The following is a 12,116-nucleotide window of genomic DNA, read 5'->3' on the forward strand; positions in this document are numbered from 1 at the left end:
ACAGCGTCATTTCCGTTAAAGAGCGAGGGGGACGGAATATGCCGAGGATCCGCTGGAAAGTGAACATGGGGCTGCTGAAGATTTTCTTTTCGCTTCTGCTCGTGGCCGTTGTCATGTTCGCATCCAATTACTTGGTCTTCGAGAATTCGATCTCGGGTATTTATCGTCAAGTCAGCGAGAATAACAAACTGGTTGTGAAGCACGTCATCCGGTCGTTCGATCAGGCTTTCAAAGAAATGAACGACCTCATCTATTCGATCCACGCCCTGCCCTACAAGTCTTGGGAGGTGATGGAGGATGACCGGATCAACATGAACGACGTGTATCTGATGCAGAAAAACATGACGACCCTGGTGTCATCGATGGATTATCTGGAAGAAGTCGTTCTGTTCGAGAAAGGTTCCTCCTTTGCGATTACTTCACAAGGGACGACGAATCTGCAGGCGCTCTTCAACGAGCAGTACCGGCACGATACGTACAACGCGGAGTACTGGAAGTCTTTTGCCGAGACGAACCGGACGCAGAAAGTGATTCCTGCAAGCGTATTCAAGGTGAAAGTGGCGGATCGGCTAGTCCAGAACCGCAATCTCATCGTGCTGATGGGAAGCAATCAGATTTCGACGTACAACATTATGCTGCTGATCGACGTGGATAAGCTGCTGAAACATGTCAACCAGACCGCGATGATGCAGGGCACTTCCCTGATGGTGATGGATTCCGAGCGCAACCGTATTCTGAGTACGGACCCGGAGTGGGATCTCGTGGAAATGCTGAACGAGGTGTATTTTAACCCGGGGCAGGAAGCGACGGTCAAAAGCCGGGATTACGAGTATCTGTTTTATAAATCCGACTATAACGATTTTATTTATATTGATAAAATGCCGGTGGAACTGGCGGGCACCGCGCCGGTAGTCGCCTGGAACCGGATGATCATGATTATCGCCATTCTGGCGGCGGTAGGTCTTTCCATCCTGCTCAGTCACTACCTGTACCGGCCGATCCGGGATCTGGTCCGCCTGCTGGGCGGCAAAAACTCGGAACCGCAGGCGGATTACAGCCGTATCCGCAGCGGCATCGAGCAGATTCAGCTGGAGAATGCCTCCGTCAAAATCCAGATGGAGACGGTGCATTCCGAAATCCGGCGCGGCGTGTTCCTGCATGCCCTCGACGAATTCTCGCATTCGCGCGAATTCGAGAACCGGATGCAGCACATCTTCGCGGATTTCTTCCAGACGGGCCAATTCATGATGGCCGCCATTCATCTGCGGCCGAAGGAACGCCCGGAAGCCGGAAGCGAACCGCCGGCGCCGCTGCGGGCCGCTTCCCTGGAGCAGGCGCTGCAGGCCGTGCTGCGTGAAGCGGCCGGAGGGGCCGGGGGCCACTGCGCCGTTTTCCACGCGGGAAGCCTGCAGTTCTTGGCGCTGATCGGCCTCGACCGGCCTTCGGACCGTGAGCCGGTCATCCGGCGCATGGGGCAGATGCTGAAGCAGGCCGGGAGCGGACCGCTGAAGGACGTCGCCGTCATGGCGGCCGTCAGCAGGCTTTACGCCTCCAAGATCCAGTACTGCCAGGACGCTTACCGCGAGGTTAAGCGGGGCCTGATGTACCGGGATCTCTCGGAGGCAAGCCCCGTCACGGACACGCAGGCGATCCGGTATACGTGGAAGGTGTATTTCCCGCTGCATGAAATCGAGAAGCTCTCCAACCATCTCGCGGGCGGGAACGTGGAGGCATGCCTTGCGATGATCCGCGACATTCTGGCGAAGAATGCGGAGCGGCATGTCCACCATCACCAGCTCGTTCCCGTCGCCGAGTGCATGTATTATCACATGCAGCAGTACGTGGAGCCGGGCAAAGTCGACCAGCAGGAGCTGATCCGAATGCAGGACGGCTTCATCCGGTCGGTTCATCACGCGGTGGACTACCTGGAGATCGAAACCGCGCTGGAATACGCCGCGCGCCGCTTTGCGGAATGGCGGAAACCGGCGGGAGACACGAAGCTGGAAGCGGAATTCATCGCCCAGTATATCAACATGCATTACAAGGAAAATCTGCACCTGGATCATATGGCCGAGCTGCTGGGCACGACCCCGAAATATTTCTCGAACTACTTCAAGAAAGCGTTCGGCGTCAATTTCGTGGAATATCTCAACAAGGTCCGGATGGCGCACGCCAAGGAATGGCTGAAAACGACCGACTGGTCGGTTGCGGAAATCGGCGAGAAGTCGGGGTATCTCAATTCGTCGACCTTTACAAGCACGTTTAAAAAATACAACGGCATTTCGCCCAGCGAGTACCGCAGGAAGTCCTTTCCTGACGGGGATGCGTCCCCGGGATACCCCGCCCGAATACCACTCTCTCCATAAGCGGGCTGCAATCGGGCGGACATACGGGAAGCTGACGAAGGGTATGGAGGAAAAAGCAAATGAAATGCGTTGCGGCACAACATGGAAAAATTGTTCTGCGTGAACTGGAGGAACCGCAGCTCCTTCCGGGGCATATTCTGATCCGGACGGAGTATTCCGCGATCAGCCCCGGAACGGAGCTGTCGATGCTCCGCCGGTCCGGCGATACGCCGGTCGAGCTGGGCTACAGCGCGGTCGGCATCGTCGCGCAGACCGGCGAGGGCGTCCGCGGCCTGGAGCCGGGACAGCGCGTCGCCTGTTACGGCGCCCCTTACGTCCGGCACGCCGAGACGCTGGCCGTTCCGGCGAACCTGGCCGCCCCGGTGCCGGATCACGTCCGGCCGGAGGAGGCGGCGTTCGCCGGGCTGGGGGCCATCGCGATCCACGCGCTGCGTACGGCCGACCTGCGGTTCGGCGAGTCCGTCGTCGTGGTCGGGCTCGGCATCCTCGGCAACCTGACGGCGCAGATCGCCTCCGCCGCCGCTATCCGGACGGCGGGCCTGGACCTTGACGCCGGACGCGCGGAGCGGCTGCGCACCGGCGGCGTGGAAGCGTTCGCGGGCGCCGATGAGCTGGAAGCGCAGCTCGCGCGGGTGACCGGCGGCCTCGGCGCCGACAGCGTCCTGCTCTGCGTGGGCGGCGACGGCGAGCCGCTGATCAACCGCGCGTTCGGCTGGCTGCGGGACCGCGGCTCGGTCGTCCTTGTCGGCGACGTGAGCGCGAATTTCTCGCGCGGCCAGATGTTCGGCAAGGAGGCCCGCGTGCTGATCTCCCGGGCGGGAGGCCCCGGACGCTACGATCCTATGTACGAGCGCGACAACCGGGATTACCCCGTCGGTTACGTCCGCTGGACGGAAGGCCGCAATACCGCGGAGTACATCCGTCTGCTCGCGGAAGGCCGCATCTCGGCGGCCCCGCTGTTGACCTCGCTTCCGTTCGGCCGGGCCGCGGAAGCGTACGAAAACTTCCGCGGCAGTGAACCGGCGCTCGGTATGCTGCTCCGGTACGGAGCGGACTAAGGGTGAGGCCGCTTAGCCGCCGCTAGGGGCTCGGACCGACCCCTTGACCGGCGGCCCGGGCCTGTTCATGCGGACCGACCCCTTGACCGGAAGCTTGAGGCTTTTACACGCGGAATGAACGGCTGCGGCGGCATGAGACGGCCAATGCGGAACCGTCCGGACGTTCTCTCGTGAAAGCGCCGCTTCCAGTTAAATCATAACGTCAACAAAGCGAAACCGATCCTTGTCCTAAGGTGACGTTTCGCTTATTTGTATCCTTTTTTTTGCAGGCACCGGTATTCCCGGTATTTCTCAGGTCCTCCATCAAAAAAACGTAACAATTTTAGATTAAGATTGGAGTCATAAAGGTACCTAATAGATACACGAAGGGGGTCGGAGGGCGATGGGGGATCTCATCCTGGAGCTGGTGGACCAGTACGGATATACGTTTTTTTATGCGGCCCTGGCGCTGGGGCCTTTCGGCATTCCGGTACCCAATGAAGTGACCGTGATGACAGGCGGAGCTATCGGAGCCGAAGGGCTGCTTAATCCCTGGCTCGTTTATCTGTGTATTTTTCTGGGGCTGATCACGGCAGTTACGATCGGATTTGCGATCGGCCGGGTATTCGGCAAACGTCTGATTAACCGGCTGCGCGGAAAGGAAAGATTCGCCCGGTATTTCGCGTCTTCCGAGCAGCTTCTCGATAAGTACGGCACGGCAGCGCTCTGCATCAGTTGTTTTATCCCGTGTGTCCGGTATATCGTGCCGATTTTTATGGGCGCATACGGCACACGCTATGCCAAATTCGCTCTGTACGCATATAGCGGAGCCTGGGTATGGACGCTCATTTTTTACGGAATCGGGCGGCAGTGGGGCTACAATTTGTCCCAGCTTCTGATCGTCCCGGAAATGAAGCTCGTCCTGGTTATCGGCTGCGCCGCGGCGGTTTTAATCCTCTTCTGGAGAAATAGAGCCAAAAAGTCGCAAACCTAAAGCTGCCCCCGGAAGGGCGGCTTTTTTGCATAAATCGGGCCTTCAGCTTCTAATTAGCTAAAGGCGCATGATCCGGCGTCCGCCGCGTCAGGACGGATTCTTCTGCCGGCCCAGTCCCAGCTTGACGACAAGGGGCCTGATGGTCAGTCCCTGGACGAGAAGAGAGAAGAGGACGATACTGAAAGTAAGCACGAGCACGTCTTCCCCTCCTTCGAAGTCTTGCGGGAGACTTAAGGCGAGCGCGATGGACAAGCTTCCTTTTAATCCGCCCCAGTTCAGCACGGTTTTCCAGGCTCTTGGAAAATCTTTGAGGAAGAAGACGCTGGCATAGAGGGCAACCGTTCGGCCGAGAAGGACGAGGATAATCGCGGCGGCAATCATGCCCCATTTATCGGCGAAATTTATGTTCCGGATTTCGAGTCCGATCATGAGGAAAATAAGCGAGTTCGCGATGAGCGTGATCACATCCCAGAAGGAATGGATGTTCATGAACGTCTTGTCCGACATGCCGATTTTGGCTCCATAGCTTCCGAAAATAAGGCCGCTGACAACGACCGCGATCACCCCGGATACATGGAAATGTTCCGCGATGAAATAACTTCCGAAGAAAAGCAGCATGGAGAAGGCAATTTCCAGCGGGTAGTCGTCGTAAAACCGGATAAGCTGGGAGAATACGACGCCGAGTATCGCGCCTACAGCCATGCCGCCGAGTGCAAACTGAAGGAACAGAAGCAGACCGCTCCCCGCACCGGCCCAGCCCATTTCGAGGTAGGACAGCAGGTACACCGAAGAGATTTGAAACAGCACGACGGCGATTCCGTCGTTAAACAGCGATTCCCCTTCGATAATCGTCACGACCTGCTTGGGAACCCCCAGAGACTTGAAAATCGAGATGACGCTGATTGGGTCCGTCGCGCTCATTAAAGCGCCGAAAGTAAACGCCACGACCAGGGGAAGCCCGAGCAGGTAATAAGAAGCGAAAGCGATCAGCAGAAACGACAGCAGCGTACCGCCGAAAGCCAGAGCGAGAACGGGGCTGCTTTGTTCTTTTAAATGGGAGAAGGGCAGCTTAAGAGTCGCGTCTCCCAGCAGAATCGGCAGGAACAGGGAGATGATAATCGCCTGGAACATATGAGATTGCGTAATAAAAGCTTCTGCGGCTTCCAGGAACGGAACGCGGACAAGGCCGAGCAGCAGGCCCGTAAGGACTAGCGCGATCGAATAGGGCTGGTTTATTTTTTTTGCGATGGCAATGACAGCCATGGAAACCGCAAGCAGGATAAGAATTTGAATGAAAATTTCGTTAAAATGGTGCATGGGACGGTGCGACTCCCTTTCCTTTTTGAACAGTATCCCCTACTAATACCCGCTTACCGGTAAAATGTATAAATTTTTTTGCGGATTCATCTTGACCCTCCTCTTGGAGGAGCCTTTAGACTTTGACAGGAAAGGAGGAATACCATGCTCAGCGACAAGCTCTTGACCGTCAAGGAAACCGCGCGAGTGTCGGGTGTAACGGTAAAGACCCTGCATCATTACCACAAAATCGGTCTTCTTCCGCCCCGGGAGATCAGTGAAGCGGGCTACCGGCTGTACGGGATGGAGGAGCTTCAGCGCCTGCAGGAGATTTTGTTTTATCGGGAACTGGATGTACCGCTGGAAAAAATCAGGAGGGTGCTGGAAGAAAAGCCGCAGCGGACGGCTGTTTTATCGGAGCAGGAGGAGCTGCTTACGGCGCGGAAGGTAAGGCTGGAACAGCTTCTCCTCACGCTGCGGCAGTCCATCCGGTACGCCTCGGAGGGAGAAAGAATGGAAATGGCAGACATGTTCAAGGGATTCGGAAGAGAAGAGGAATGGAAAGAGGCGCTGACGGAGCAGAACGAGTATTTGAAAGAAACGTACGGGTACGATCTTCTGGAGAAAGAAACGATCGACGTGGAGGCGTTGAATGAACAGGCTGCGGAGGCAAAGCGGTTTACGGACGGGATGGCCGATGCCCTCAAAAACGGGGTGAAGTTCGATCACGAAGACGTGCGGACGCTGCTCCGGGACCATCTGGAGTTCCTGAACAAAGCGGGGCACGCATTCGGGCCTCAAGACTACGTCAACCAGGCGAAGTTTTTTATGGAAGACGATTTTCACCGGCAGATGCTGGAGAGCCAGCAGACCGGTTTGGCTTATTATTTGCGCGCCGCCGCCGAATCATGGGCGGCGGCCCAATAACGGCGCAACGTATTGCCAACAACCGCCGGGCGTATGTTGCCCGGCGGTTTTTTGCGGTATAATTAGTTTCTTGGTTGGCGGCACGCGCCCGGCGCTTATAGCCGCTTTAAACGCATGACATCATCCTACCCGGAAAGGGGGAGAACCGGTGGCTTTTGGAGTGAAAAGAGAGGAACTGCAGCGCTGGAAAGCGGCGGTTTCCCGGGGAGACATCGCTTACCTGACGCATTACTGGCTGGAGCCGCGCTTTCCCGGAATCACGACGGTCACGAAAGTCGGCTGTTCCGACCTCGACCGCTTGTCCGACTGGTGCATCTCCCACGGGCTGAATCCCCGGTATATTCATAACCGGGCCCCGTTTCCGCATTTTGACCTGATCGGCCCCAAGCAGAAAGAAATCTTACTGAAAGAAGGTATTCACGACCAGTTGGAGCGGTTTAGGCTCCTTGATTAAAGCGCCATACCCACAGTCTCAACCTCTCCGTATTAACGCTTCTATGAGCTCTGCGACACTGATGTTCTCAAGCTCCTCCGCAACCCGGTCCGCTTCGGTTTTTCTCCGGATCGAGCCCTCCAGCACGATTTCAATTCTCTGATCCTTGTCTATCAGCACGGATAACACGTCGAGGGAATTCGTAAGCAGTCCGACCACGACCGCAAGCTGCTGCGGGGTAAGCCTGCGTTCTTTTTTCTTCTTGCCGCTGCCGGCTTGGCTGCCGTTTTTATTGCCGTTTCCGTTTCTGCTGCCGAGTACGCTGGCGTTCCCGCCGTTAGCCCCATTCCCTCTTTTCATGGATCGTCACCATCCGTTTTATACTATAACCGTGCTGGGCACACCTCCACCCTCTCCTTTTCCGAACCCCGCTATAAAGGCGGAGACTATAATAATCACGACTATAAACGTGACAATACGTTTACCGTCTTCATTGTCCATTTTTTTCACCCTTATCCCGCAAGCCATTATTTTATAGCATATGTTCCCCAGGCGCAGGTGTTCCAAAATCGGACGGGTTGGCGGGGTTCCCGACCTAATAGCCGGACGGAATGTGCGCGCCGTACATGAACCGTGTAAAAAGAAGCTCTGCCGCAGAGCTTCTTTTGGCTGCCTCGAAAACAAGTAAAAAAAGTGCAGACATCGGTCATTTCTGTTCATGTTCAAGCGGGGGGATATTCAGTATGGTAAAAGGGAACGGAGGTGAGTGTTTATGCTGCTAATTACGTGGCCTTGTCCTTAATTAGCGATAAATGGATGAGCCACGATTCGGTTCAATATTAGGGGGGCGGCTGACATGAAACTGAAAACATTTCTTTCCAATGTGCCTGCGCGGGTGGTAGTGTTAATTTAAAGCGTCATCGTTCTGTATCCGCTTGTGTGGACGGTGCCCACTTCTTTCAAATCGACGAACGAATTTTACGACAATCCCTGGTCTTTGCCGAAAAGCTTCAAGTGGGACAATTATGTGAACGCCTTCAAAGAAGCGAGTATCGGCTCCTATTTTCTCAATTCGGTGATCGTAACCGTTCTGTCGATGGCGATCTGCATTACGCTGTCTTTTATGGCCGCTTATGTGATCGCACGCTGCGATTTCAAAATGTTCCGCCGGATGAAAAAGCTGTACATGGTCGCTCTGTTCTTCCAGTGGCGTTTAAAATCGTTCCGCTGTTTATGCTGCTGGGCAAAATTCATCTGCTCGACAGCCTGCTCGGACTCGTGCTCGCTTATTCGGCTACGACCACCCCATTCACGATTTTCAACTTCATGTCCTATTGGAACGAGTACATTATGGCGCTTTCGTTTATTACGACGGAAGGCAAAAGAACGCTCACGCTCGGCATCGCTTACCTGATGGAAGTGCAGCGTTATGCGACCGACTGGGGCGCTTTGTTCGCGGGCCTCGTCATTGTAATGATTCCGACGCTCGTGCTGTACGCTCTTATGCAGCGTAAAATAACCGCCGGCATCAATGTGGGCGGCTTGAAAGGATAGATAAAGCCAATGACAAGCTTTAAAGTGCAGGGCAGCCAATTTCTCTTAAACGATAAACCGCTCCGGATTATTTCCGGGGCTGTTCACTATTTCCGGGTCGTGCCGGAATATTGGCGCGACCGGCTGCTGAAGATGAAAGCCTGCGGCTGCAATACGGTCGAAACTTACGTGGCGTGGAACGTTCACGAACCGGAGGAAGGGACATTCGATTTCGGCGGAATTGCGGACGTTATCGCTTTCGTGGAGCTTGCCGGGGAACTGGGCCTCCATGTGATCGTGCGGCCGAGTCCGTATATTTGCGCCGAATGGGAGTTCGGGGGTCTGCCGGCCTGGCTTCTCAAGGACTCGGAGATGCAGCTGCGCTGCTCCGATCCGAAGTTTCTGGCGAAGGTCGACGCCTACTATGACGTGCTGCTGCCGAAGTTCGTTCCGCTTCTGTGCACGAACGGAGGCCCGATCATTGCCATGCAGGTGGAGAACGAATACGGCAGCTACGGCAATGACAAGGCGTATTTGGGCTATCTGCGGGACGGCATGATCGCCCGGGGCATCGACGTGCTTCTGTTCACCTCGGACGGGCCGACCGACGAGATGCTGCAGGGCGGAACGCTGCCGGACGTGCTCGCCACGGTGAATTTCGGCTCCAGACCGGAAGAATCGTTCGCCAAGTTCAGGGAATACCGGCCGGATGAACCGCTCATGTGCATGGAGTTCTGGAACGGTTGGTTCGATCATTGGATGGAAGAACACCATACGCGCGACGGAGAAGACGCCGCCCGGGTGCTGGACGACATGCTCGGCGCCGGCGCTTCCGTCAACTTTTATATGTTCCACGGGGGGACGAACTTCGGCTTCTACAGCGGGGCCAACCACATTAAGACGTACGAGCCTACGGTGACGAGCTACGACTATGACGCGCCCTTGACGGAGCGGGGGGATTTGACTGCGAAGTACGAAGCGTTCCGTAAAGTCATCTCCAAGCACGAAGGCGAATCGGGCAGCGCGCTGCCTGAGCCGCTTCCGGTGAGGAGCTACGGAGAGGTTAAGATGACCGGGAGCGCTGAATTGTTTGCGCAGCTGGGTAAGCTGTCGCAGCCGGTCCGGCGGGTAACGCCGGAACCGATGGAGAAGCTGGGCCAGAATTACGGCTTTATTCTGTACTCGACGCACGTGACCGGCCCGCGCCGGGGACAGGAGCTGCATATCCAGGACGTGCGCGACCGCGCCCAGGTGTTCCTGGACGGCAGCTATATCGGCGCCGTCGAGCGGTGGGACGTCCGGCCGCTCAAGCTTGATGTACCGGCCGGAGGAGCGCGCCTGGATATTCTCGTCGAGAATATGGGTCGCGTCAACTACGGCCCGCTGCTTCGCGACCATAAGGGAATTACGGAAGGCGTGCGGCTCGATAACCAGTTCCAGTACGGCTGGGACATTTATCCGCTTCCGCTGGATTCGCTGGACGGGCTTGAGTTCGGGACGGCCGCAGGGCCGGAAGACGCGGACGCGGCAGGTGAGAGGCCTGCGTTCTACCAGGGCTTCTTCGAAGCGGAGGAGGCGGCCGACACGTTCCTCCGGCTGGAGGGATGGACCAAGGGCGTTGCGTACGTCAACGGCTTCAACCTGGGACGCTACTGGGAGCGCGGCCCGCAGAAATCGCTGTATGTGCCGGGGCCTCTGCTACGCAAAGGGACGAACGAGATCGTCCTGTTCGAGCTTCACGGCACGAAGCGGCTTTCCGTCCGGCTGGAAGACAAGCCGGATTTGGGAACGGAGGCCGCCGTGGATCAGAGCATCTTGAATTTCACGGGAGAGTAAAGGAGGGGCGCGGATGAATAGTCCGCGCTCCGTTTTTAGACGCATGCATGCCATTATGCGGTGCATGCGCCGGGATATAGCTTGGCACGGAGGCTGCTCGTTTAGACGAGGTTTGGCGGCCTCCCGCACACAAACAGGTGAAGGAGCGTGTTCCTTATGCAGCAGCCGAATATTTTGTTCATCACCGTCGATCAGATGCGGGCAGACTGTCTCAGCATTCTCGGGAATCCGGTGATCGAAACGCCGAACCTGGATCAGCTCGCGCGTGGCGGCGCGCTGTTCCGCAACGCCTACACGGCGACGCCGAGCTGCGTTCCCGCCCGGGCCGCCATCATGACGGGCAAAAGCCAGGCCTCCCATGGAAGGGTCGGCTACGAGGACTGCGTGCCGTGGGACTACGAGCACACCGCAGCGGGCGAGCTGGCCAAGGCCGGTTATCACACGCAGTGCGTCGGCAAGATGCACGTGTATCCCGCCCGGAATTTGTGCGGGTTTCACAACATCGTGCTGCACGACGGCTATCTCCACCACAACCGGTACAAGGACCGGAATTTGGTGACGGAGTCGTTCGACCACTGCGACGATTATTTGCCGTGGCTGCGCCGAAGGGCGGGAGCCGATGCGGATCTGACCGATCTCGGGCTGGACTGCAACGCCTCGACGGTGGCGAGACCCTGGCATCTGCCAGAAGCGCTGCATCCGACCAACTGGGTCGTGACGCAGTCGATCGACTTTCTGCGCAGACGCGATCCGCGCAAGCCCTTCTTCCTGTGGATGTCGTTCGTGCGGCCTCACCCGCCGTTCGACCCTCCGCAGGCGTATCTGGATCTGTACGACGGCATGGATTTGCCGGGTCCCGTCGTGGGGGAATGGGCGGAACGGGATGATGAAGACCTGAGCGGTCTGAATCCCGTGACCGCCCGCGGCCGGGTGCCCGCTAACCGGCTGAAAAAGGCGCGCGCCGCTTACTACGCGCTGATCACGCATATCGATCATCAGCTCGGCCGGTTTTTCGGCGCGATGGACGAATACGGCGTGCTGAACAATACGCTGATCGTATTCACGTCGGACCACGGGGAACTGCTCGGAGACCACCACCTGTTCCGGAAGGCGCTTCCGTACGAAGGAAGCGCGAAGGTGCCGCTCATTGTCTCCGATCCCGGAGGCTTTACCGGCATCAGCCGGGGCAGCCGGGTGGACGAGGTCGTCGAGCTGCGCGATCTGATGCCGACCCTGCTTCATGCGGCGGAAGCTCCGATTCCCCCGGGCGTGGACGGCTGCAGTCTGCTTCCGCTGAGCCGGGGCCTCAAGGTCCCCTGGCGGGATGCCATTCACGGGGAGCATGAATACGGCGCGTTGTCGACGCATTACATGACCGACGGACGTGAGAAGTACATTTGGTTCTCCCAAAGCGGCCGGGAACAGCTGTTTGATCTTTGCGCCGATCCCGGCGAGATCACCGACCTGACGGGGGACGACGAGTATGCCGGGCGTCTGGAGCACTGGCGGGCCCGGCTTGCCGCCGAGCTGGAAGGCCGGGAGGAAGGCTACAGCGAAGGCGGCAGGCTGATCCCCGGCCGGACGCCGAAGACGGTGCTGGACCATTTGACCGGGGCCGGCCAAATCCCTGCGGAAGGATGACGCCGTCATCCTTCCTTTTAACCCCTGCAGCCCACTGACGTGCGGATGCAGGG

Annotated in this window: 10 protein-coding genes; 8 read left to right on the forward strand and 2 right to left on the reverse strand. The window is 57.5% G+C overall.

Annotated elements, in window-relative coordinates; genetic code table 11:
* Positions 1-38 precede the first annotated feature (38 nt).
* The 3 genes from ABH899_RS19230 (at position 39) to ABH899_RS19240 (ending at position 4,397) form a co-directional block, all read left to right on the forward strand.
* On the forward strand, positions 39-2,366 hold the full coding sequence (locus tag ABH899_RS19230) for a helix-turn-helix transcriptional regulator (protein ID WP_369999480.1): 2,328 nt from the start codon (positions 39-41) through the stop codon (positions 2,364-2,366).
* A 59-nt stretch (positions 2,367-2,425) separates the two neighbouring features.
* Positions 2,426-3,424, forward strand: coding sequence for a zinc-dependent alcohol dehydrogenase (locus tag ABH899_RS19235; protein ID WP_369999483.1), 999 nt, complete (start codon positions 2,426-2,428; stop codon positions 3,422-3,424).
* Positions 3,425-3,806: 382 nt separating this feature from the next.
* Positions 3,807-4,397, forward strand: a complete 591-nt coding sequence (locus ABH899_RS19240) for a DedA family protein (RefSeq protein WP_369999485.1) — start codon at positions 3,807-3,809, stop codon at positions 4,395-4,397.
* Between the two features lie 87 nt (positions 4,398-4,484).
* Here the strand turns inward: ABH899_RS19240 and ABH899_RS19245 are convergent, their stop codons facing one another.
* On the reverse strand, positions 4,485-5,714 hold the full coding sequence (locus ABH899_RS19245) for a cation:proton antiporter (RefSeq protein WP_369999488.1): 1,230 nt from the start codon (positions 5,712-5,714) through the stop codon (positions 4,485-4,487).
* Positions 5,715-5,858: 144 nt separating this feature from the next.
* On the opposite strand from ABH899_RS19245, the gene ABH899_RS19250 reads away from it, so the two are divergent.
* Together ABH899_RS19250 and ABH899_RS19255 are read left to right on the forward strand one after the other, a co-directional pair.
* Positions 5,859-6,620, forward strand: a complete 762-nt coding sequence (locus ABH899_RS19250; protein ID WP_369999491.1) for a MerR family transcriptional regulator — start codon at positions 5,859-5,861, stop codon at positions 6,618-6,620.
* A gap of 148 nt (positions 6,621-6,768) precedes the next feature.
* The gene (locus ABH899_RS19255) at positions 6,769-7,074 is read left to right on the forward strand and encodes a hypothetical protein (RefSeq protein ID WP_369999494.1); all 306 of its coding nucleotides are present in this window, start codon (positions 6,769-6,771) and stop codon (positions 7,072-7,074) included.
* Between the two features lie 18 nt (positions 7,075-7,092).
* Here ABH899_RS19255 and ABH899_RS19260 read toward each other — a convergent pair whose 3' ends face one another.
* The gene (locus ABH899_RS19260; protein WP_369999497.1) at positions 7,093-7,413 is read right to left on the reverse strand and encodes a hypothetical protein; all 321 of its coding nucleotides are present in this window, start codon (positions 7,411-7,413) and stop codon (positions 7,093-7,095) included.
* 846 nt (positions 7,414-8,259) lie between these two features.
* Here ABH899_RS19260 and ABH899_RS19265 point away from each other — a divergent pair.
* From ABH899_RS19265 to ABH899_RS19275, 3 genes are all read left to right on the forward strand, one after another.
* Positions 8,260-8,607, forward strand: a complete 348-nt coding sequence (locus tag ABH899_RS19265; RefSeq protein ID WP_369999500.1) for an ABC transporter permease family protein — start codon at positions 8,260-8,262, stop codon at positions 8,605-8,607.
* Between the two features lie 9 nt (positions 8,608-8,616).
* Positions 8,617-10,422, forward strand: a complete 1,806-nt coding sequence (locus ABH899_RS19270) for a glycoside hydrolase family 35 protein (protein WP_369999502.1) — start codon at positions 8,617-8,619, stop codon at positions 10,420-10,422.
* A gap of 156 nt (positions 10,423-10,578) precedes the next feature.
* Positions 10,579-12,063 (forward strand): arylsulfatase, encoded by a 1,485-nt coding sequence (locus ABH899_RS19275; RefSeq protein WP_369999505.1) that lies wholly within the window; start codon positions 10,579-10,581, stop codon positions 12,061-12,063.
* The last annotated feature ends 53 nt before the right edge of the window (positions 12,064-12,116 follow it).

Source organism: Paenibacillus sp. RC84, from assembly GCF_041260495.1.
Lineage (GTDB): Bacteria > Bacillota > Bacilli > Paenibacillales > NBRC-103111 > Paenibacillus_F.